Raw genomic sequence first — 19391 nt, 5'->3', positions numbered from 1 at the left:
GATAGAAATCCTAAACTTTTTCATAATAATCTCCCTAATAAAGTCACCCAATTGGTGGCTTTTTTGTGTAGAGTTTATGATACTGCGCGTTAGTTGAGTGATTGTGCGAGATAAAAATAGAATGAACTTAAAAGACCTGAACAACTGTCCAAGTCTTTGTGAGGTTAATTTTATTTTTCAGAGTTAGAAAAATTAAGAAAAAATCGGAATTTGTTCTTTTTCCTTTCTGACAGCTTCATAGAAAAGAGTCTGAGCTGTATAAACGTAGGGATAAACATAAATAGAAGCAATTCCAAAAGTAAGGGCACTTAGCAAGTACCAACCGATAAAGGTTAAATCAAGAACAAATCTCTTTCCCTTGTAACCTTTCATCATCTGACGACTCGCACGGATTACTTTAAAGGCGCCATCGTAGCTATTGTTTTCCAAGCTGTCAAAGAGGATAAATTCCACTTGAGAATAGGCATAGTACTGAGGGAGTGCAATCAGAACGCCTATAATCATCAAGAGAAAACCGATAAGAATGTAGAGCAATAAAGTTCCAATAGTTGTTTGAAGCGCAACGTTTTGTGAGATATCTTGAGAATTGGGGAGGAGTTTAATGATACTAAAACTAGCAAGAATCATCATGCCGCTCCCAATCCAGACGAAAATATTCCACAGAAATAGCAATACGCGTTTGAGCAAAAGCGTCATGAAAACAGGACCGATTATTTTACTGTCAAAAGTCCGAATGGAATCTGAAAAATGCACCTCTTGTCGTTTTCCACGAATGACTTCCAGTAAGGTCCAAAAGGCAGCAGTTAAAAAGAAAGATACGATAAAACTAATCGCTACTGGGAACAATGAGCGATTGATCCCGTGGACAACCGTATTTTGGATGCCATATTGTAAGATATTATTGGACAAGGTGTCTGAAGAATAATTGTAAACAACGGAAACAATCGCAGTCACAATTGGCACTAAAAAGAGTGCGTAGATTCCCTTGGTTTGGCGTTGGATACGACGAGCTTCTGCTCGCAATTCACTTAAGTTCATATTTGCCTCCTATATTGAAAAATATTATACCATATTCTTCTAAGAGAAAGAAAAGTTTTTATCTACTTTATCTTTCTTCCTTTTTTTGATAAAATCATACAGGATGTTGTGAGTCAAATGAATTCACACACTGTAAAATGAAGGTCTGGGACTGTTTTTCCCAGTATCGGAGGTAAAAATGTCAGATTCACCGATTCAATATCGTTTGATTAAAAAAGAGAAGCATACAGGTGCTCGTTTGGGAGAAATTATCACGCCGCATGGCACTTTTCCAACTCCCATGTTTATGCCGGTTGGAACCCAGGCGACCGTCAAGACCCAGTCGCCAGAAGAACTCAAAGAAATGGGTTCAGGGATTATTTTATCCAATACCTACCATCTCTGGTTGCGGCCGGGTGATGAGCTGATTGCGCGTGCTGGTGGACTTCATAAATTTATGAACTGGGATCAGGCTATTCTGACAGACAGCGGTGGTTTTCAAGTTTATTCCTTGGCAGACAGCCGTAACATCACCGAAGAAGGGGTGACCTTCAAGAATCACCTGAACGGCGCAAAAATGTTTCTCTCCCCAGAAAAGGCCATTTCTATTCAAAACAATCTAGGCAGTGACATCATGATGTCCTTTGATGAATGCCCGCAGTTCTATCAACCGTACGATTATGTCAAGAAATCCATTGAGCGGACCAGCCGCTGGGCAGAGCGTGGACTCAAAGCGCATCGCCGTCCGCATGACCAGGGTCTCTTTGGGATTGTGCAGGGTGCTGGTTTTGAAGATTTGCGCCGCCAGTCAGCCCATGATTTGGTTAGTATGGATTTTCCAGGATATTCTATTGGTGGTTTAGCTGTAGGTGAATCTCATGAAGAGATGAATGCCGTATTGGACTTTACAACTCCGATGCTGCCTGAAAACAAGCCTCGCTATCTCATGGGAGTTGGAGCGCCAGACAGTCTGATTGACGGGGTAATACGTGGTGTGGATATGTTTGACTGCGTGCTACCAACACGAATTGCCAGAAATGGTACCTGCATGACCAGTGAGGGGCGTTTGGTCGTGAAAAATGCTCAATTTGCAGAGGATTTCACACCGCTCGATCATAACTGTGATTGCTACACCTGCAAAAACTATACGCGCGCTTATCTTCGTCATTTGCTCAAAGCTGATGAAACCTTTGGACTCCGCCTAACCAGCTATCATAATCTCTATTTCCTCATCAATCTGATGAAAAATGTCCGCCAAGCTATTCTAGATGACAATTTGCTTGAATTTCGTGAAGATTTCATCGAGTGCTATGGTTACAATCATTCAAAGAGGAATTTCTAGATGAATCACGGTGAGAAGTCGTTAGTAGAAGTAGTCAAGAATTATTTGCTGGATGGGAAAAAACATACTCTTGCGATTTACGGACACGGTGCTTCTGGAAAATCTACTTTTGCCAAACGTTTAGTAGAAAGTCTGGGGCGAGAGCGAGTTAATCTGCTTGTGGCTGATCTTTATATAATAGACGGGGAATATCGTGACTTGCTGGCGGTTAAAGAATTTCCTGAGCAAAAAGTGACAGCCTGTCTTCCAGTGGCTCATGAATTGAAGAGCTTGGAACGTGATATAAGAGCTTTGCAATCTGGCTGCGATATAGTGACGATTGACCAGCCTTGGGCACCAAGTCAGCGACTTTCAGCGGAAAAACCAATTCTAATTGTGGAAGGCATGTCAGTTGCTTTTCTGCCGAAAGAGCTGTTTGATTTGTCTATTTGTTTTTACACCGATGCAGCAACGGAATTAGAGCGTCGCTTATCTCGTGATGTAGCAGTACGCAATCGGCAGCCTGAGTGGATTGAGAGAACGCACCAAGCACGTCGTGAGCAATACGAGCGTTATTATAGACCTTATCAAGACCTTGCAGATATATTGGTCTGTCAATCGGGGAATACTTTTAAGGTTAAAAATCTCTATTTTAAAAAATAAAGTTACGTTAAGCTAGTTTTAAGGTTGAAAAGTTATTCTATATTTATCCTAAAACTTTTCTTTTTCATAATCTCCCAAATGCCACTACATCATGTTAGTGGTGTTTTTGTTTGGGAAATGTTCTTTGCGATTGATTGGTTTAGTGTTACAATTAGAACAAATAATCAAAGAGATAAAAATGAAATTAAATTCACTCGATTTTAAAATCGTTGTCTCAGTTATGTTTTGTATTGTAAGTGCCTGGCTCATTCCTTTTTTAGGTATTTTACCAGCTTCTTTTTCGGCTTTGCTGTGTGTACAGGAAGAGGGTCTGACCAGCAAAAAGAGTGGATATCATCGGATTTTAGCAACTTTGATAGGTGGTCTAGCGGCTGTTCTTCTGATTTACTGTTATCATTTCATCCCAAGTAAGATAACGTTATTCTGTCTGTTAATGTTAGCTATTCTTGGAACTCTATATGTTAGCAAATCAGTTGTCTTACCTCCTTTCTTAGCGAGAATTGCAGTTTTAACATTATTGATTGTTGCGATTATGGGAAAAGGAGACTTGCTTTACGCAGCAAATAGACTGTTATCCACTATCTACGGAGCGATTGTTGCTTGGGGTATATAGTACCAATAAAGCAAGACAAAAAATAATATTCAATACTCATTATTTAGAAAACATGAACCAGAGAAATTAGCAAGTTTTCTCTGTTTTTTTAACTATTCGCTGAGCTAAATTCGTTTTTTGTCTTGCGAAGTCTCTTTTTGTCAAAAAAATCTCAAAAAAAATTCTCAAATCCCTTGCAATCATTGAATCTTTGTGTTATTCTATTATGGTGCTGTGAAAAACAGTCTGTAGCTTTGATGCAAGAGGTTGCGACACGCTCGGTTGCATTGCCACGCAATGGCGTCTCGGTTTTCTTGTGGAGCTAGCCTATTATCTTAAATAGACGAAAAGGAGAAAAAGATGGCAAACAAAAAAATCCGTATCCGTTTGAAAGCATACGAACATCGTACACTTGATACAGCGGCTGCAAAAATCGTAGAAACTGCTACTCGTACAGGTGCAGAAGTTGCAGGACCAATCCCACTTCCGACTGAACGTAGCCTCTACACAATCATTCGCGCGACTCACAAATACAAAGATTCTCGCGAACAATTTGAAATGCGTACACACAAACGTTTGATTGATATCATCAACCCAACTCAAAAAACAGTTGATGCTTTGATGAAGTTGGATCTTCCAAGTGGTGTGAACGTAGAAATCAAACTATAATCAGATGCAAGGTAAAAGTATTCGGGCTTAACTGAATACGGGCTAAGAGCTCTGCAAAAAAGATGAACTTCCTAGTGTTCGTCGAACACTGCGTCAGTTTCCTATTTTTGCCAGACTCTCTTAACGCCCTTAATATCTTAATCTTGAGCATAAAAAACGCTCGTTAAAAACTTTTTGAAAAAATATAGAAAAGGAAACATTTTCTCATGACAAAAGGAATCTTAGGGAAAAAAGTGGGAATGACTCAAATCTTCACTGAAGCTGGCGAATTAATCCCTGTGACTGTTGTTGAAGCAGCTCCAAACGTTGTTCTTCAAGTGAAAACAGTTGAAACAGATGGTTACAACGCAGTTCAAGTTGGTTTTGACGATCTTCGTGACGTATTGAGCAACAAACCTGCTAAAGGACATGTAGCAAAAGCTAACACGGCTCCTAAGCGCTTCATTCGTGAATTCAAAAACATTGAAGGCTTAGAAGTTGGTGCAGAAATTACAGTTGACACTTTCGCAGCCGGCGATGTTGTTGATGTAACAGGAACTTCAAAAGGTAAAGGTTTCCAAGGTGTTATCAAACGCCACGGTCAATCTCGTGGGCCAATGGCTCATGGTTCTCGTTATCACCGTCGTCCTGGTTCAATGGGACCAGTTGCGCCTAACCGTGTTTTCAAAAATAAACACTTGGCAGGTCGTATGGGGGGCAACCGTGTGACGATTCAAAATCTTGAGATCGCACAAGTTGTTCCAGAGAAAAACGTTATCCTTATCAAAGGTAACGTACCTGGTGCTAAGAAATCTCTTATCACGATCAAATCAGCAGTTAAAGCTGGTAAATAATAAGGAAAGGGGAAATCAGTCACAATGGCAAACGTAAAATTATTTGACCAAACTGGTAAAGAAGCTGGTGAAGTAGTTCTTAATGATGCAGTGTTTGGTATCGAACCAAATGAATCAGTTGTATTTGATGTTGTCATCAGTCAACGTGCAAGTCTTCGTCAAGGAACTCACGCTGTTAAAAACCGCTCTGCAGTATCAGGTGGCGGACGCAAACCATGGCGTCAAAAAGGAACTGGACGTGCGCGTCAAGGTTCTATTCGCTCTCCACAATGGCGTGGTGGTGGTACCGTATTTGGTCCAACTCCTCGTTCATATGCCTACAAACTTCCACAAAAAGTTCGTAGATTGGCACTTAAATCAGTTTATTCTGAAAAAGTTGCTGAAAACAAATTCGTAGCTGTAGACAGCCTTTCATTTACAGCTCCAAAAACTGCTGAGTTTGCGAAAGTACTTGCTGCGCTTAGCATTGATTCAAAAGTACTTGTAATTCTTGAAGAAGGAAATGAATTTGCTGCACTTTCAGCTCGTAACCTTCCAAATGTGAAAGTTGCAACTGCAACAACTGCAAGTGTTCTTGACATCGTAAATAGCGACAAACTTCTTGTTACTAAAGAAGCTATCTCTACAATCGAGGAGGTTCTTGCATAATGAATTTGTATGACGTAATCAAAAAGCCTATCATTACAGAAAGCTCAATGGCTCTTCTTGAAGAGGGTAAATACGTATTTGAGGTGGACACTCGTGCTCATAAGCTTCTTATCAAACAAGCAGTTGAAGCTGCTTTTGATGGAGTAAAGGTTGCAAACGTGAACACAATCAATCAATGTAAAACCAAAAGCAAAACGTGTAGGGCGTTATACTGGCTTTACAAACAAAACTAAAAAAGCTATCATCACTCTTACAGCTGATTCTAAAGCAATCGAGTTGTTCGGTGCTGAAGCAGAATAATCTAAGGAGGAAATATCGTGGGAATCAGAGTTTATAAACCAACTACAAATGGTCGCCGTAATATGACTTCTTTGGATTTCGCTGAAATCACAACGAGCACTCCAGAAAAAACTTTGCTTGTTTCTTTGAACAACAAAGCTGGTCGTAACAACAACGGTCGTATCACGGTTCGTCACCAAGGTGGTGGACACAAACGCCATTACCGTTTGATTGACTTCAAACGTAACAAAGACGGTGTTGAAGCAGTTGTTAAAACAATTGAATACGATCCAAATCGTTCGGCAAACATCGCTCTTGTACATTACACTGACGGTGTGAAAGCTTACATCATCGCTCCTAAAGGTCTTGAAGTTGGTCAACGCATCGTTTCTGGACCAGAAGCGGATATTAAAGTCGGAAATGCTCTTCCACTTGCTAATATCCCAGTTGGTACATTGATTCATAATATTGAATTGAAACCAGGACATGGTGGTGAATTGGTACGTGCTGCTGGAGCTTCTGCCCAAGTATTGGGACAAGAAGGTAAATATGTTCTTGTTCGTTTGCAATCAGGCGAAGTTCGCATGATTCTTGGAACTTGCCGTGCAACTGTCGGTGTTGTTGGAAATGAACAACATGGATTGGTTAACCTTGGTAAGGCTGGACGCAGCCGCTGGAAAGGCATCCGCCCAACAGTCCGCGGTTCTGTAATGAACCCGAACGATCACCCACACGGTGGTGGTGAAGGTAAAGCACCAGTTGGTCGTAAAGCACCATCTACTCCATGGGGCAAACCTGCTCTTGGACTTAAAACTCGTAACAAGAAAGCGAAATCCGACAAACTTATTATTCGTCGTCGCAACGAGAAATAGGCGGCTGAGCAGAAGTTTGGCGGTTTAGCTACCAAACTTCGTTGCGAAACCTTGGCAAAGTTGATTAGATGTGTAGCAAGGCTTGTAGCTATAGCTAACTAGCAATCAACCACTGCCCCTCGTGAGTTGTTACATACTTATAATTAACGAGCTAACTCGCAAAATTCCGCCAGCTCGGTAGCGCTGATTGTCAGTGCAAGCCGTTGTGGTACATATTTTAAAGGAGAAAACATAAAAATGGGACGCAGTCTTAAAAAAGGACCTTTCGTCGATGAGCATTTGATGAAAAAAGTTGAAGCTCAAGCTAATGACGAAAAGAAAAAAGTCATCAAAACTTGGTCACGTCGTTCAACGATTTTCCCAAGTTTCATCGGATATACAATTGCAGTTTATGATGGACGTAAACATGTTCCTGTTTACATCCAAGAAGACATGGTAGGACACAAACTTGGTGAATTTGCACCAACTCGTACTTACAAAGGTCACGCTGCTGACGACAAGAAGACACGTAGATAAGAGAGGAGAAAAACATGGCAGAAATTACTTCAGCTAAAGCAATGGCTCGTACAGTGCGCGTTTCACCTCGTAAATCTCGTCTAGTTCTTGACAATATCCGCGGGAAAGACGTCGCTGACGCAATCGCAATCTTGAAATTCACTCCAAACAAAGCTGCTGGCATTATCGAAAAAGTGTTGAACTCAGCAATCGCTAATGCAGAAAACAACTTTGGTTTGGAAAAAGCAAACTTGGTAGTATCTGAAGCTTACGCAAACGAAGGGCCAACAATGAAACGTTTCCGTCCACGCGCAAAAGGTTCAGCTTCACCAATCAACAAACGCACTAGCCACATCACAGTGGTCGTTGCAGAAAAATAAGGAGGTAAAATCGTGGGTCAAAAAGTACATCCAATAGGTATGCGTGTCGGTATCATCCGTGACTGGGATGCCAAATGGTATGCTGAAAAAGAATACGCGGATTACCTTCATGAAGATCTTGCAATCCGTAAATTCGTTCAAAAAGAATTAGCTGACGCAGCTGTTTCAACTATTGAAATCGAACGCGCAGTAAATAAAGTAAACGTTTCTCTTCACACTGCTAAACCAGGTATGGTTATCGGTAAAGGTGGAGCAAACGTTGATGCACTTCGTGCAAAACTTAACAAATTGACTGGTAAACAAGTCCACATCAACATCATTGAAATCAAATCACCAGATTTGGATGCTCATCTTGTTGGTGAAGGAATTGCTCGCCAATTAGAACAACGTGTTGCTTTCCGTCGTGCTCAAAAACAAGCAATTCAACGTACCATGCGTGCGGGAGCTAAAGGAATTAAAACTCAAGTATCTGGCCGCTTGAACGGTGCTGATATTGCTCGTAGTGAAGGGTATTCTGAAGGAACTGTTCCGCTTCATACGCTTCGTGCAGATATTGATTACGCTTGGGAAGAAGCAGATACTACTTACGGTAAACTTGGTGTTAAAGTCTGGATTTACCGCGGAGAAGTTCTTCCAGCTCGTAAAAACACTAAAGGAGGTAAATAACCAATGTTAGTACCTAAACGTGTTAAACACCGTCGCGAATTTCGTGGTAAAATGCGCGGTGAAGCTAAAGGTGGTAAGGAAGTGGCATTTGGAGAATATGGTCTTCAAGCAACTACTAGCCATTGGATCACAAACCGCCAAATCGAAGCTGCTCGTATCGCTATGACGCGTTACATGAAACGTGGTGGTAAGGTTTGGATTAAAATCTTCCCACACAAATCATACACTGCCAAAGCTATCGGGGTTCGTATGGGATCTGGGAAAGGTGCTCCAGAAGGTTGGGTTGCACCAGTTAAACGTGGTAAAGTGATGTTTGAAATCGGTGGTGTGCCTGAGGAAGTTGCTCGCGAAGCGCTTCGTCTTGCAAGCCACAAATTACCGGTTAAAACAAAATTCGTAAAACGTGAAGCAGAATAAGGAGAAGGCATGAAACTTAATGAAGTAAAAGAATTTGTTAAAGAACTTCGTGGTCTTTCTCAAGAAGAACTCGCGAAGCGTGAAAGAGAATTGAAGAAAGAATTGTTTGAACTTCGTTTCCAAGCAGCAACAGGTCAATTAGAACAAACTGCACGCTTGAAAGAAGTGAAAAAGCAAATCGCTCGTATCAAAACTGTTCAATCAGAAATGAAATAATAGACTTGGGAAAGGAGAAATTCTAAAATGGAACGTAATCAACGTAAAACGCTTGTTGGACGCGTCGTTTCTGACAAGATGGATAAAACAATCACAGTTGTAGTTGAAACAAAACGTAACCACCCAGTCTATGGTAAGCGTATTAACTACTCTAAAAAATACAAAGCGCATGATGAAAATAACATCGCTAAAGAAGGCGATATTGTTCGTATCATGGAAACTCGTCCGCTTTCAGCTACAAAACGCTTCCGTCTTGTAGAAGTTGTAGAAGAAGCAGTTATTATCTAATCAAACCAGAAAGGAGAAAACTTAAATGATTCAAACAGAAACTCGTTTGAAAGTTGCTGACAACAGCGGTGCCCGCGAAATCTTGACAATCAAAGTTCTTGGTGGTTCAAAGCGTAAATTCGCTAGCATTGGCGATGTCATCGTTGCATCTGTAAAACAAGCTACTCCTGGTGGTGCGGTTAAAAAAGGTGACGTTGTAAAAGCGGTTATCGTTCGTACTAAATCAGGTGCTCGTCGCAAAGATGGTTCATACATCAAATTTGACGAAAATGCTGCAGTGATTATCCGTGATGATAAAACACCTCGCGGGACACGTATCTTTGGTCCAGTAGCACGCGAATTGCGTGAAGGTGGATTTATGAAGATCGTCTCACTTGCTCCAGAAGTACTTTAATCAAAAACAAACTAAGTCCCCTATCTTTGATAGATAGGGTGCCCATCAGGGCGTAAGAAATCAAAGGAGAAACCAATGTTTGTAAAAACTGGCGATAAAGTTCGCGTGATTGCTGGTAAAGACAAAGGCGTTGAAGCTAAAGTCGTTGCCGCACTTCCAAAAGTAAATAAAGTTGTTGTTGAAGGTGTAAATATCATCAAGAAACACCAAAAACCGAATAACGAAAACCCTCAAGGTGCTATCGTAGAAAAAGAAGCACCAATCCATGTATCTAACGTTCAAGTGTTGGACAAAAATGGTGTTGCAGGGCGTGTTGGCTACAAGTTTGTAGACGGCAAAAAAGTTCGTTACAATAAAAAATCAGGCGAAGTGCTTGACTAATCACGAAGGAAAGGAGAAGTATAATGGCTAATCGTTTAAAAGAAAAATATCTTAATGAAGTAGTTCCTGCTTTGACTGAAAAGTTTAACTACTCATCTGTTATGGCTGTGCCAAAAGTGGATAAAATCGTTTTGAACATGGGTGTTGGAGATGCTGTATCAAACGCTAAAAATCTTGAAAAAGCTGCTGAAGAGCTTGCTCTTATCTCAGGTCAAAAACCACTTATCACTAAAGCTAAAAAATCTATCGCCGGCTTCCGTCTTCGTGAAGGTGTAGCGATTGGTGCTAAGGTAACTCTTCGCGGCGAACGCATGTATGAATTCTTGGATAAATTGGTTACTGTATCACTTCCACGTGTTCGTGACTTCCACGGTGTTCCAACAAAATCATTTGATGGACGCGGAAACTACACACTTGGTGTGAAAGAACAATTGATTTTCCCAGAAATCAACTTTGATGATGTTGACAAGACTCGTGGTCTTGACATTGTTATTGTAACAACTGCTAACACGGATGAAGAATCACGTGAATTGCTTACAGGCCTTGGAATGCCTTTTGCAAAATAATCTAGGAGGTAAATAAATTGGCTAAAAAATCAATGATTGCTAAGAACAAACGCCCTGCGAAGTTCTCTACGCAAGCTTACACTCGTTGCGAACGTTGTGGTCGTCCACATTCAGTTTACCGCAAGTTTAAACTTTGCCGTGTTTGCTTCCGCGAGTTAGCATACAAAGGACAAATTCCAGGCGTTACCAAAGCTTCTTGGTAATTATAGCTTCCATTTTCGCCGTGAGTCGTCGTTATTCGCTCTTGTCTAACCTAAGTTATGCTTGCGAGCGAATGCCTAGACTCACTTAGAAAATGAAACCTATAAATAAAATAATATTCTGAGCCTAGCTCAATCATTAACTAGCAAGTGAATTATCAAACTACTAGTAAGAGGAGAAAAAACAAAATGGTTATGACTGACCCAATTGCAGACTTTTTGACACGTATTCGTAATGCGAATCAAGCAAAACATGAAGTGCTAGAAGTACCTGCATCAAATATCAAAAAAGGGATTGCTGAAATCCTTAAACGCGAAGGTTTTGTGAAGAACGTTGAGTACATTGAAGATGATAAACAAGGTGTTATTCGTGTATTCCTTAAATACGGTCAAAACGGTGAAAAAGTTATCACTGGTTTGAAACGTGTTTCAACACCAGGACTTCGTGTTTACAAAAAATGTGAAGATCTTCCAAAAGTCTTGAATGGACTTGGAATTGCGATTATCTCAACATCTGAAGGCTTGTTGACTGACAAAGAAGCACGCCAAAAGAATGTTGGTGGGGAAGTAATCGCCTACGTTTGGTAATTGCATGATACAAAGAGCGTGACGGACAAAGTGAAAATAGGAAATCTAGCGATGAATGCCTGCATTCAAGATAGATTTATCTTTTTCACACAGGCCGTAGCTCGTGTTCAGATTGGCAAAACTAATTTGAATGATATATTTGAATAAAACGTTAGAACTATCATACAAACTGCTATGATAGTTCCCCCGTGAAAACTGGCCGTCCTCGGACGACCTGACAATTTAACAGGAGAAAAAATAACATGTCACGTATTGGTAATAAAGTTATCGTATTGCCTGCTGGTGTCGAATTGACAAACAAAGACAATGTCGTAACTGTAAAAGGACCTAAAGGAGAACTCACTCGTACGTTCTCTAAAGATATTGATATTCGTGTGGAAGGAACTGAACTAACTCTTCACCGTCCAAACGATACAAAAGAAATGAAAACAATCCACGGAACAACTCGTGCTCTTTTGAACAACATGGTTCATGGTGTATCAGAAGGATTCAAGAAAGAACTTGAAATGCGTGGGGTTGGATACCGTGCTCAACTTCAAGGTAAAAAATTGGTACTTTCAGTTGGTAAATCTCATCCAGATGAAGTGGAAGCTCCTGAAGGTATTACTTTTGAACTTCCAAATCCAACGACTATTGTTGTGAACGGAATCTCAAAAGAAGTAGTTGGACAAACTGCTGCTTATATCCGTAGCTTGCGTGCTCCTGAACCATATAAAGGGAAAGGTATCCGCTACGTTGGTGAATTCGTTCGCCGTAAAGAAGGTAAAACTGGTAAATAATGTTATAAGGTTGTTTTTCAACCAAGATATTTATTTCCAACTTTGTGCTTAAGCACACAATAAAATTAAGAGGTGAAAATTGTGATTTCGAAACCAGATAAAAATAAAGTCCGCCAAAAACGCCATCGTCGCGTTCGCGGAAAACTCTCTGGAACTGCTGATCGCCCACGTTTGAACGTATTCCGTTCTAATACAGGCATCTACGCTCAAGTAATTGATGACGTAGCGGGTGTAACGCTCGCAAGCGCTTCAACTCTTGACAAAGAAGTTTCAAAAGGAACTAAAACTGAACAAGCCGTTGTTGTCGGCAAACTTGTTGCTGAACGTGCAGTTGCTAAAGGTATTACTGAAGTGGTGTTTGACCGCGGTGGATATCTATATCACGGACGTGTAAAAGCTTTGGCTGATGCAGCTCGTGAAAACGGATTGAAATTCTAATAGGGAGGACACTAAAAAATGGCATTTAAAGACAATGCAGTTGAACTTGAAGAACGCGTAGTTGCGATTAACCGTGTTACAAAAGTTGTTAAAGGTGGACGTCGTCTTCGTTTTGCAGCTCTTGTAGTTGTTGGTGACCGTAATGGTCGTGTTGGCTTTGGTACTGGTAAAGCTCAAGAAGTACCAGAAGCAATTCGCAAAGCCGTTGAAGATGCAAAGAAAAACCTAATTGAGGTACCAATGGTTGGCACAACAATTCCTCACGAAGTAACATCTGAATTTGGTGGAGCTCGTGTCTTGTTGAAACCAGCTGTAGAAGGTGCTGGAGTAGCTGCTGGTGGTGCTGTTCGTGCCGTCATTGAATTGGCAGGTGTAGCAGATGTAACATCTAAATCACTTGGTTCTAACACTCCAATCAACATCGTTCGCGCAACTGTTGAAGGTTTGAAACAATTAAAACGCGCTGAAGAAGTTGCTGCCCTTCGTGGTATTTCAGTTTCTGACTTAGCATAAGAAAGGAGATTCACATGGCTCAAATTAAAATTACTTTGACAAAGTCTCCAATCGGACGCATTCCGTCACAACGTAAAACTGTTGTAGCACTTGGACTTGGCAAATTAAATAGCTCAGTTATCAAGGAAGATAATGCTGCTGTTCGTGGTATGATTACAGCAGTATCACACTTGGTAACTGTTGAAGAAGTTAAGTAAGTAATCATTTTGCTAACAAAACTTTAAATTGAAATAAACTAGGGGATGAGAGGATTTTCTCAGCCCCTTAAACTAAATATATGTATAGGCGAGTTTATACTGGGAACACCTTTTTCTCAGTATAAGCGCTAGCATTTTACAAAAGAGGAGAAAAAATATAATGAAACTTCATGAATTACAACCTGCTACAGGTTCTCGTAAAGTCCGTAACCGTGTTGGTCGTGGTACTTCATCTGGTAATGGTAAAACAGCTGGACGTGGTCAAAAAGGGCAAAAAGCTCGTAGTGGTGGTAAAGTTCGTCTTGGTTTTGAAGGTGGACAAACACCATTGTTCCGTCGTATGCCAAAACGCGGTTTCTTGAATATCAATCGTAAAGAATACGCAATTGTAAATCTTGATCAATTGAATGTTTTTGAAGACGGGACAGAAGTAACTCCAGTTGTCCTTATTGAAGCAGGAATTGTAAAAGCTGAAAAATCTGGTGTTAAGATTCTTGGTAACGGCGAATTGACAAAGAAATTGACTGTGAAGGCAGCTAAATTCTCTAAATCAGCCGAAGAAGCTATCACTGCTAAAGGTGGTTCAGTGGAAGTCATCTAAGCGAGGTGACCTATGTTTTTTAAACTATTAAAAGATGCATTAAAAATCAAACAGGTTCGTTCAAAAATTCTCTTTACAATTTTTATTGTATTGGTATTTCGAATTGGTACGACGATTACTGTTCCAGGTGTTAATGCAAAAAGCTTGGAAGCTCTTAATGGGCTTTCATTTCTAAACATGCTCAGCCTTGTGTCAGGTAATGCTTTGCGAAATTTCTCAGTATTTGCATTGGGAGTTAGTCCGTATATTACCGCCTCTATTGTTGTTCAATTGCTACAAATGGATATTTTACCTAAGTTTGTAGAATGGGGCAAGCAAGGTGAAGTTGGACGAAGAAAGTTAAATCAAGCAACGCGCTATATTGCCTTAGTCTTGGCGTTTGTTCAATCTATCGGTATTACAGCAGGTTTCCATACCTTGTCTAGTGCTAAGTTGGTGGCAACGCCTAACTGGCAAACTTATTTGCTGATTGGTTTCCTTTTGACAACAGGTTCTATGATTGTGACTTGGTTAGGGGAACAAATCACAGATAAAGGCTATGGTAATGGTGTTTCTATGATTATCTTTGCAGGTATCGTAGCAGCAATTCCAGGAATGATTAAGAGTATATATGTAGACTACTTTGTCAATGTACCAAGCAGCCGTATTACTTCATCTATCATTTTTGTGACTATTCTGATTATAGCTGTTTTGCTCATTGTTTACTTTACAACATTCGTTCAACAAGCAGAATACAAAATTCCAATCCAGTATACAAAGATTGCGCAAGGTGCGCCTTCTAGCTCATACCTTCCTTTGAAGGTCAATCCAGCAGGTGTTATTCCGGTTATCTTTGCAAGTTCAATTACTGCCGCACCCGCAGCTATTTTCCAATTCTTGACAGCTACAGGTCATAATGCACAGTGGGTTCGAGTGGCTCAGTCCTTGTTTGCAACAACAACCGCAAGCGGAATTGTGATGTATGCACTCTTGATTATTTTGTTTACATTTTTCTATACATTTGTACAAATTAATCCAGAGAAAACTGCAGAGAATTTGCAAAAGAGCGGTGCCTATATTCATGGTGTCCGTCCGGGTAAAGGTACAGAAGAATACATGTCCAAGCTGCTTCGCCGCCTGGCGACAGTTGGTTCACTTTTCTTGGGCTTTATTTCGATTTTACCGATTTTAGCAAAAGATTTGTTTGGATTGACAGATGCTGTTGCTTTAGGTGGTACTAGTTTGCTGATTATTATTGCAACTGGTATTGAAGGAATGAAACAGCTTGAAGGTTACCTTCTGAAGAGAAAATATACTGGCTTTATGAATACAACAGAATAGAAACAGAGTAAAGAAAGATATTCTATACTTTCAAAAGCAATTTGCGTTAAAGTACGAACGCAGTGGTTGATGATGAAAATGAGTTTTTGTTTTCATCCTGAATCAACTATGTTGCGGGGTGGGAGAGCAAATCGAAAATCATAGATTTTCTGAAGTCTGTCCCACTCTTTCTATTTTGTTTTTAAACAAGTTTATTAAGAATTTGTAATAGATTTATTTAAAAACAAAAAAGGAGAAGGATCATGAATCTTTTGATTATGGGCTTGCCAGGTGCAGGCAAGGGTACTCAAGCGGCCAAAATCGTTGAGGAATTTGGTGTTGCGCATATCTCAACAGGGGATATGTTCCGTGCAGCTATGGCAAACCAAACTGAAATGGGTGTACTTGCTAAATCATACATTGACAAAGGCGAATTAGTACCTGATGAAGTGACCAATGGAATTGTCAAAGAACGACTATCACAAGATGATATTAAAGAAAAAGGCTTTTTGTTAGACGGTTACCCACGCACCATTGAGCAAGCTTATGCGTTGGATAAGATATTGACTGCCCTTGGTCTTGTTTTGGATGGGGTTGTCAATATTGAAGTAGATCCGAATAGTCTACTAGAGCGCTTGAGTGGACGGATTATTCATAAAAAAACGGGAGAAACTTTCCATAAAGTATTTAATCCACCAGCAGATTATAATGAAGAAGATTATTACCAACGTGAAGATGACAAACCTGAAACAGTAAAACGTCGTTTGGATGTCAATATTGCTCAAGGAGTACCAATTATTGAGCACTATCGTTCTCAAAGCTTGGTTTATGATATTCAAGGAAATCAAGAGATTGATGATGTATTTAAAGATATTGAAAAAGTCTTGTTGAAGTTAAAATAAAAGCGTTTTTACACTTGCAATATTTGACAAGTAGTGATACAATGAATTAGTCTGACTTATAATTGTTACCTCTGTGCTCAGAGGAATGAATCGAAATTTAGGGGGTGCTTTTGCGTGGCAAAAGACGATGTGATTGAAGTTGAAGGCAAAGTAGTTGATACAATGCCGAATGCAATGTTTACGGTTGAACTTGAAAATGGACATCAGATTTTAGCAACAGTTTCTGGTAAAATTCGTAAAAACTATATTCGTATTTTAGCGGGAGACCGTGTTACTGTCGAGATGAGTCCTTATGATTTGACACGTGGACGGATCACTTACCGCTTTAAATAATCGAAATACTTGGAGGGATAAGAAATGAAAGTAAGACCATCGGTCAAACCAATTTGCGAATACTGCAAAGTTATTCGTCGTAATGGTCGTGTTATGGTGATTTGCCCAGCAAATCCAAAACACAAACAACGTCAAGGATAATAGAAAGGAGAAAAAATGGCTCGTATTGCTGGAGTTGATATTCCAAATGACAAACGTGTAGTTGTTTCACTGACTTATGTATACGGTATTGGTCTTCCAACATCTAAGAAAATTTTAGCAGCTGCTGGAGTTTCAGAGGATATTCGTGTGAAAGATTTAACATCTGATCAAGAAGACGCTATCCGTCGTGAAGTGGATGCTATCAAAGTTGAAGGTGACCTTCGTCGTGAAGTAAACTTAAACATCAAACGTTTGATGGAAATTGGTTCATATCGTGGAATCCGTCATCGTCGTGGACTTCCTGTACGTGGACAAAACACTAAGAACAACGCTCGCACTCGTAAAGGTAAAGCTGTTGCGATTGCTGGTAAGAAAAAATAATATAAGGAGGTAAAAAGTCTTGGCTAAACCAACACGTAAACGTCGTGTGAAGAAAAATATCGAATCTGGTATTGCTCATATTCACGCTACATTTAACAACACTATTGTTATGATTACTGATGTGCATGGTAACGCAATTGCTTGGTCATCTGCCGGAGCTCTTGGATTTAAAGGTTCTCGTAAATCTACACCATTTGCTGCCCAAATGGCATCTGAAGCTGCTGCAAAGTCTGCACAAGAACACGGTCTTAAATCAGTTGAAGTTACTGTTAAAGGTCCAGGTTCTGGTCGTGAGTCAGCTATTCGTGCTCTTGCTGCCGCTGGTCTTGAAGTAACAGCTATTCGTGATGTGACTCCTGTGCCACACAATGGTGCTCGTCCTCCAAAACGTCGCCGTGTATAATCATAAACCATTACACTGCTTTTCGTTTAAGAGGGAGTAACTAAATGATTGAGTTTGAAAAACCAAATATAACAAAAATTGATGAAAATAAAGACTATGGCATATTTGTAGTAGAACCACTAGAACGTGGTTATGGTACAACGCTTGGGAACTCACTTCGCCGTGTACTTCTTGCATCTCTACCAGGTGCTGCTGTGACATCTATCAATATCGAAGGTGTTCTACACGAATTTGATACAGTTCCAGGTGTCCGTGAAGACGTCATGCAAATTATTTTGAACGCCAAAGGGATTGCTGTAAAATCTTACGTCGAAGACGAAAAGACAATTGAGCTTGATGTTGAAGGTCCTGCAGAAATTACTGCCGGTGATATTTTGACAGATAGTGATATTGAAATTGTAAATCCTGATCATTATCTCTTTACAATTGGTGAAGGTGCTAGCTTAAAAGCTATTATGACCGTAAATACAGGTCGTGGTTATGTACCGGCTGATGAAAATAAAAAAGATGATGCACCAGTAGGGACGCTTGCGGTAGATTCAATCTATACGCCGGTGAAAAAAGTTAATTATCAAGTTGAACCAGCTCGCGTTGGTAGCAATGATGGTTTTGATAAATTAACTCTTGAAATCATGACAGATGGGACGATTATTCCAGAAGATGCTCTAGGGCTTTCTGCGCGCATTTTAACGGAACATTTAGACCTGTTTACTAACTTAACTGAAGTAGCAAAATCTACTGATGTGATGAAAGAAACAGAAAAAGTTTCAGATGATCGTGTGTTGGATCGTACAATTGAAGAATTAGATTTGTCAGTTCGTTCGTACAACTGTTTGAAACGTGCTGGTATCAATACTGTATTTGATTTGACAGAAAAAACTGAACCTGAAATGATGAAAGTAAGAAATCTAGGACGTAAGAGTCTTGAAGAAGTGAAAGTAAAACTTGCTGATCTCGGTCTTGGATTAAAAAATGATAAATAAAGGAGGAAAACATGGCTTACCGTAAACTAGGACGCACTAGCTCACAACGTAAAGCAATGCTTCGCGACTTGACCACTGACTTGATTATCAACGAATCAATTGTGACAACAGAAGCTCGTGCTAAAGAAATCCGTAAAACAGTTGAAAAAATGATTACTTTGGGTAAACGTGGTGATTTGCATGCTCGTCGTCAAGCAGCAGCTTTTGTTCGTAACGAAATTGCATCAGAAAACTATGATGAAGAAACAGAAAAGTATACTTCAACTACTGCTCTTCAAAAATTATTCTCTGATTTAGCTCCTCGTTATGCAGAACGTAACGGTGGATATACTCGTATCCTTAAAACTGAACCACGTCGTGGTGATGCTGCTCCAATGGCAATCATTGAATTAGTATAATTTTTATCAATTTTGTTGAGTGTTATGATGATGGAGTAATGTTACTCTTAGTCTAGCTCTGGTCTACCGCTAGGATTTTTCCTAGCGGGAACACTCATCTTATGATAAGAAACGTAGACGCTTGTTTACGAAATTGCTTTTACAAAAAAACAATTTCGTAAGCAGGCGTTTTTTAGAATTTCATAATCGATGCTTCACTACAGAATTATAATGCTGAATTTATCACAGCTACTAGTTTTAACTTTATCTGCTGAAAAGTATGTAAAAGTATCTGAAGAGATAGCTAGGTGTATTAAGAAGCACGAAATAGAAACCAAAAAGAGTAGAATAGCTACCAGAAAACCAAAGGGTTCTCCTTCATGTTATCCTTAAAAGGTAAGTAAAAGGAAGGAGAAGGAAATGGAGTTCAAGGAGTTATATGGCAAGGTGAGAGGAATTGTGCTGAAGTGTCGGAGGGAATATTATGTCCACCTGTGGGAATTAAGCGATTGGGAACAAGAGGGGATGTTGGTGCTCTATCAGTTGGTGAGTCGCTATC

Annotated in this window: 32 protein-coding genes and 2 pseudogenes; 33 read left to right on the top strand and 1 reads right to left on the bottom strand. The window is 40.0% G+C overall.

The window, feature by feature from the left end; genetic code table 11:
- Window positions 1–192 precede the first annotated feature (192 nt).
- Entirely contained in the window at window positions 193–1038 is an 846-nt protein-coding gene (locus HMPREF2887_RS04570; protein WP_003026565.1) for a DUF975 family protein, read from the bottom strand.
- A 178-nt stretch (window positions 1039–1216) separates the two neighbouring features.
- Between HMPREF2887_RS04570 and tgt the strand changes: the two genes are divergently transcribed.
- The 33 genes and pseudogenes from tgt to HMPREF2887_RS04405 form a co-directional block, all read left to right on the top strand.
- Window positions 1217–2359, top strand: a complete 1143-nt coding sequence (tgt, locus tag HMPREF2887_RS04565) for a tRNA guanosine(34) transglycosylase Tgt (protein ID WP_057489831.1) — start codon at window positions 1217–1219, stop codon at window positions 2357–2359.
- Window positions 2360–3001 carry a uridine kinase family protein gene (locus tag HMPREF2887_RS04560; protein ID WP_003026561.1) on the top strand — a complete coding sequence of 214 codons (642 nt, stop codon included), beginning with the start codon at window positions 2360–2362 and terminating at the stop codon, window positions 2999–3001.
- A 178-nt stretch (window positions 3002–3179) separates the two neighbouring features.
- Window positions 3180–3614 carry an FUSC family protein gene (locus tag HMPREF2887_RS04555; RefSeq protein WP_037590408.1) on the top strand — a complete coding sequence of 145 codons (435 nt, stop codon included), beginning with the start codon at window positions 3180–3182 and terminating at the stop codon, window positions 3612–3614.
- Window positions 3615–3953: 339 nt separating this feature from the next.
- The gene (rpsJ, locus tag HMPREF2887_RS04550; RefSeq protein WP_002894478.1) at window positions 3954–4262 is read left to right on the top strand and encodes a 30S ribosomal protein S10; all 309 of its coding nucleotides are present in this window, start codon (window positions 3954–3956) and stop codon (window positions 4260–4262) included.
- 206 nt (window positions 4263–4468) lie between these two features.
- Window positions 4469–5095, top strand: a complete 627-nt coding sequence (gene rplC, locus HMPREF2887_RS04545) for a 50S ribosomal protein L3 (RefSeq protein WP_003029484.1) — start codon at window positions 4469–4471, stop codon at window positions 5093–5095.
- Between the two features lie 24 nt (window positions 5096–5119).
- Window positions 5120–5743: a 50S ribosomal protein L4 gene (gene rplD, locus HMPREF2887_RS04540; RefSeq protein WP_003029483.1), complete on the top strand. Its 624-nt coding sequence runs from the start codon at window positions 5120–5122 to the stop codon at window positions 5741–5743.
- Window positions 5743–6043: pseudogene (locus HMPREF2887_RS04535) on the top strand (50S ribosomal protein L23). The gene rplD and the pseudogene HMPREF2887_RS04535 overlap by 1 nt, the downstream one beginning before the upstream one ends.
- A 17-nt stretch (window positions 6044–6060) precedes the next feature.
- Window positions 6061–6894, top strand: coding sequence for a 50S ribosomal protein L2 (gene rplB / locus HMPREF2887_RS04530; protein WP_003026553.1), 834 nt, complete (start codon window positions 6061–6063; stop codon window positions 6892–6894).
- A 237-nt stretch (window positions 6895–7131) separates the two neighbouring features.
- Entirely contained in the window at window positions 7132–7410 is a 279-nt protein-coding gene (gene rpsS, locus HMPREF2887_RS04525) for a 30S ribosomal protein S19 (protein WP_000533765.1), read from the top strand.
- Between the two features lie 14 nt (window positions 7411–7424).
- Entirely contained in the window at window positions 7425–7769 is a 345-nt protein-coding gene (rplV, locus tag HMPREF2887_RS04520) for a 50S ribosomal protein L22 (RefSeq protein WP_003026550.1), read from the top strand.
- Window positions 7770–7781: 12 nt separating this feature from the next.
- Entirely contained in the window at window positions 7782–8435 is a 654-nt protein-coding gene (gene rpsC, locus HMPREF2887_RS04515; RefSeq protein WP_021002172.1) for a 30S ribosomal protein S3, read from the top strand.
- 3 nt (window positions 8436–8438) lie between these two features.
- Entirely contained in the window at window positions 8439–8852 is a 414-nt protein-coding gene (gene rplP, locus HMPREF2887_RS04510; protein WP_003026547.1) for a 50S ribosomal protein L16, read from the top strand.
- Window positions 8853–8861: 9 nt separating this feature from the next.
- Complete coding sequence (gene rpmC, locus HMPREF2887_RS04505; protein ID WP_003026544.1) at window positions 8862–9068, top strand: 50S ribosomal protein L29; 207 nt, start codon at window positions 8862–8864, stop codon at window positions 9066–9068.
- A gap of 27 nt (window positions 9069–9095) precedes the next feature.
- Window positions 9096–9356, top strand: a complete 261-nt coding sequence (gene rpsQ / locus HMPREF2887_RS04500; protein ID WP_003026542.1) for a 30S ribosomal protein S17 — start codon at window positions 9096–9098, stop codon at window positions 9354–9356.
- A gap of 25 nt (window positions 9357–9381) precedes the next feature.
- Complete coding sequence (gene rplN, locus HMPREF2887_RS04495; RefSeq protein ID WP_003026541.1) at window positions 9382–9750, top strand: 50S ribosomal protein L14; 369 nt, start codon at window positions 9382–9384, stop codon at window positions 9748–9750.
- Window positions 9751–9825: 75 nt separating this feature from the next.
- The gene (rplX, locus tag HMPREF2887_RS04490) at window positions 9826–10131 is read left to right on the top strand and encodes a 50S ribosomal protein L24 (RefSeq protein WP_003026539.1); all 306 of its coding nucleotides are present in this window, start codon (window positions 9826–9828) and stop codon (window positions 10129–10131) included.
- Window positions 10132–10154: 23 nt separating this feature from the next.
- A complete protein-coding gene (rplE, locus tag HMPREF2887_RS04485) occupies window positions 10155–10697 on the top strand; it encodes a 50S ribosomal protein L5 (RefSeq protein ID WP_003026536.1) in 543 nt (180 codons plus the stop codon).
- A gap of 17 nt (window positions 10698–10714) precedes the next feature.
- Window positions 10715–10900: a type Z 30S ribosomal protein S14 gene (locus tag HMPREF2887_RS04480; protein WP_001085699.1), complete on the top strand. Its 186-nt coding sequence runs from the start codon at window positions 10715–10717 to the stop codon at window positions 10898–10900.
- Between the two features lie 186 nt (window positions 10901–11086).
- Window positions 11087–11485, top strand: a complete 399-nt coding sequence (gene rpsH / locus HMPREF2887_RS04475) for a 30S ribosomal protein S8 (RefSeq protein ID WP_003026535.1) — start codon at window positions 11087–11089, stop codon at window positions 11483–11485.
- Window positions 11486–11727: 242 nt separating this feature from the next.
- The gene (gene rplF / locus HMPREF2887_RS04470) at window positions 11728–12264 is read left to right on the top strand and encodes a 50S ribosomal protein L6 (protein WP_003026533.1); all 537 of its coding nucleotides are present in this window, start codon (window positions 11728–11730) and stop codon (window positions 12262–12264) included.
- Window positions 12265–12345: 81 nt separating this feature from the next.
- Window positions 12346–12702, top strand: a complete 357-nt coding sequence (gene rplR / locus HMPREF2887_RS04465) for a 50S ribosomal protein L18 (protein ID WP_003026531.1) — start codon at window positions 12346–12348, stop codon at window positions 12700–12702.
- A gap of 18 nt (window positions 12703–12720) precedes the next feature.
- A complete protein-coding gene (rpsE, locus tag HMPREF2887_RS04460) occupies window positions 12721–13215 on the top strand; it encodes a 30S ribosomal protein S5 (RefSeq protein WP_003029472.1) in 495 nt (164 codons plus the stop codon).
- A gap of 14 nt (window positions 13216–13229) precedes the next feature.
- Window positions 13230–13412 (top strand): 50S ribosomal protein L30, encoded by a 183-nt coding sequence (gene rpmD, locus HMPREF2887_RS04455; RefSeq protein ID WP_003029471.1) that lies wholly within the window; start codon window positions 13230–13232, stop codon window positions 13410–13412.
- A 160-nt stretch (window positions 13413–13572) separates the two neighbouring features.
- The gene (gene rplO, locus HMPREF2887_RS04450; protein WP_049517058.1) at window positions 13573–14013 is read left to right on the top strand and encodes a 50S ribosomal protein L15; all 441 of its coding nucleotides are present in this window, start codon (window positions 13573–13575) and stop codon (window positions 14011–14013) included.
- 12 nt (window positions 14014–14025) lie between these two features.
- Window positions 14026–15333: a preprotein translocase subunit SecY gene (secY, locus tag HMPREF2887_RS04445; protein ID WP_003026523.1), complete on the top strand. Its 1308-nt coding sequence runs from the start codon at window positions 14026–14028 to the stop codon at window positions 15331–15333.
- A 242-nt stretch (window positions 15334–15575) separates the two neighbouring features.
- Entirely contained in the window at window positions 15576–16214 is a 639-nt protein-coding gene (locus HMPREF2887_RS04440) for an adenylate kinase (protein ID WP_003026521.1), read from the top strand.
- A 114-nt stretch (window positions 16215–16328) separates the two neighbouring features.
- The gene (gene infA, locus HMPREF2887_RS04435) at window positions 16329–16547 is read left to right on the top strand and encodes a translation initiation factor IF-1 (RefSeq protein WP_001029883.1); all 219 of its coding nucleotides are present in this window, start codon (window positions 16329–16331) and stop codon (window positions 16545–16547) included.
- A gap of 24 nt (window positions 16548–16571) precedes the next feature.
- Window positions 16572–16688: a 50S ribosomal protein L36 gene (gene rpmJ, locus HMPREF2887_RS04430; protein WP_001808836.1), complete on the top strand. Its 117-nt coding sequence runs from the start codon at window positions 16572–16574 to the stop codon at window positions 16686–16688.
- Between the two features lie 15 nt (window positions 16689–16703).
- Complete coding sequence (gene rpsM, locus HMPREF2887_RS04425) at window positions 16704–17069, top strand: 30S ribosomal protein S13 (RefSeq protein WP_002262317.1); 366 nt, start codon at window positions 16704–16706, stop codon at window positions 17067–17069.
- A gap of 19 nt (window positions 17070–17088) precedes the next feature.
- Complete coding sequence (rpsK, locus tag HMPREF2887_RS04420) at window positions 17089–17472, top strand: 30S ribosomal protein S11 (protein ID WP_001118385.1); 384 nt, start codon at window positions 17089–17091, stop codon at window positions 17470–17472.
- 44 nt (window positions 17473–17516) lie between these two features.
- Window positions 17517–18455 (top strand): DNA-directed RNA polymerase subunit alpha, encoded by a 939-nt coding sequence (locus tag HMPREF2887_RS04415; RefSeq protein ID WP_021002169.1) that lies wholly within the window; start codon window positions 17517–17519, stop codon window positions 18453–18455.
- 11 nt (window positions 18456–18466) lie between these two features.
- Complete coding sequence (gene rplQ, locus HMPREF2887_RS04410; protein WP_003026513.1) at window positions 18467–18853, top strand: 50S ribosomal protein L17; 387 nt, start codon at window positions 18467–18469, stop codon at window positions 18851–18853.
- Window positions 18854–19252: 399 nt separating this feature from the next.
- A pseudogene (locus HMPREF2887_RS04405) lies at window positions 19253–19391 on the top strand (sigma-70 family RNA polymerase sigma factor); the annotation flags it as partial.

This window comes from Streptococcus sp. HMSC071H03, from assembly GCF_001813035.1.
Lineage (GTDB): Bacteria > Bacillota > Bacilli > Lactobacillales > Streptococcaceae > Streptococcus > Streptococcus anginosus.
This window is presented reverse-complemented; position numbering and strand designations above follow the sequence as displayed.

Coding starts and splice junctions, on each gene's coding strand:
- HMPREF2887_RS04440 (WP_003026521.1), top strand. CDS start 15,576: ATGAATCTTTTGATTATGGGCTTGCCAGGTGCAGGCAAGGGTACTCAA.
- rpsS (WP_000533765.1), top strand. CDS start 7,132: ATGGGACGCAGTCTTAAAAAAGGACCTTTCGTCGATGAGCATTTGATG.
- rplN (WP_003026541.1), top strand. CDS start 9,382: ATGATTCAAACAGAAACTCGTTTGAAAGTTGCTGACAACAGCGGTGCC.
- HMPREF2887_RS04570 (WP_003026565.1), bottom strand. CDS start 1,038: ATGAACTTAAGTGAATTGCGAGCAGAAGCTCGTCGTATCCAACGCCAA.
- rpmJ (WP_001808836.1), top strand. CDS start 16,572: ATGAAAGTAAGACCATCGGTCAAACCAATTTGCGAATACTGCAAAGTT.
- rplP (WP_003026547.1), top strand. CDS start 8,439: ATGTTAGTACCTAAACGTGTTAAACACCGTCGCGAATTTCGTGGTAAA.
- HMPREF2887_RS04560 (WP_003026561.1), top strand. CDS start 2,360: ATGAATCACGGTGAGAAGTCGTTAGTAGAAGTAGTCAAGAATTATTTG.
- rpsM (WP_002262317.1), top strand. CDS start 16,704: ATGGCTCGTATTGCTGGAGTTGATATTCCAAATGACAAACGTGTAGTT.
- rplO (WP_049517058.1), top strand. CDS start 13,573: ATGAAACTTCATGAATTACAACCTGCTACAGGTTCTCGTAAAGTCCGT.
- secY (WP_003026523.1), top strand. CDS start 14,026: ATGTTTTTTAAACTATTAAAAGATGCATTAAAAATCAAACAGGTTCGT.
- HMPREF2887_RS04555 (WP_037590408.1), top strand. CDS start 3,180: ATGAAATTAAATTCACTCGATTTTAAAATCGTTGTCTCAGTTATGTTT.
- rplF (WP_003026533.1), top strand. CDS start 11,728: ATGTCACGTATTGGTAATAAAGTTATCGTATTGCCTGCTGGTGTCGAA.
- rpsJ (WP_002894478.1), top strand. CDS start 3,954: ATGGCAAACAAAAAAATCCGTATCCGTTTGAAAGCATACGAACATCGT.
- rplD (WP_003029483.1), top strand. CDS start 5,120: ATGGCAAACGTAAAATTATTTGACCAAACTGGTAAAGAAGCTGGTGAA.
- rplV (WP_003026550.1), top strand. CDS start 7,425: ATGGCAGAAATTACTTCAGCTAAAGCAATGGCTCGTACAGTGCGCGTT.
- rpsE (WP_003029472.1), top strand. CDS start 12,721: ATGGCATTTAAAGACAATGCAGTTGAACTTGAAGAACGCGTAGTTGCG.
- rpmC (WP_003026544.1), top strand. CDS start 8,862: ATGAAACTTAATGAAGTAAAAGAATTTGTTAAAGAACTTCGTGGTCTT.
- HMPREF2887_RS04415 (WP_021002169.1), top strand. CDS start 17,517: ATGATTGAGTTTGAAAAACCAAATATAACAAAAATTGATGAAAATAAA.
- rpsH (WP_003026535.1), top strand. CDS start 11,087: ATGGTTATGACTGACCCAATTGCAGACTTTTTGACACGTATTCGTAAT.
- rpsQ (WP_003026542.1), top strand. CDS start 9,096: ATGGAACGTAATCAACGTAAAACGCTTGTTGGACGCGTCGTTTCTGAC.
- rplC (WP_003029484.1), top strand. CDS start 4,469: ATGACAAAAGGAATCTTAGGGAAAAAAGTGGGAATGACTCAAATCTTC.
- rplX (WP_003026539.1), top strand. CDS start 9,826: ATGTTTGTAAAAACTGGCGATAAAGTTCGCGTGATTGCTGGTAAAGAC.
- rplQ (WP_003026513.1), top strand. CDS start 18,467: ATGGCTTACCGTAAACTAGGACGCACTAGCTCACAACGTAAAGCAATG.
- rpmD (WP_003029471.1), top strand. CDS start 13,230: ATGGCTCAAATTAAAATTACTTTGACAAAGTCTCCAATCGGACGCATT.
- rplE (WP_003026536.1), top strand. CDS start 10,155: ATGGCTAATCGTTTAAAAGAAAAATATCTTAATGAAGTAGTTCCTGCT.
- tgt (WP_057489831.1), top strand. CDS start 1,217: ATGTCAGATTCACCGATTCAATATCGTTTGATTAAAAAAGAGAAGCAT.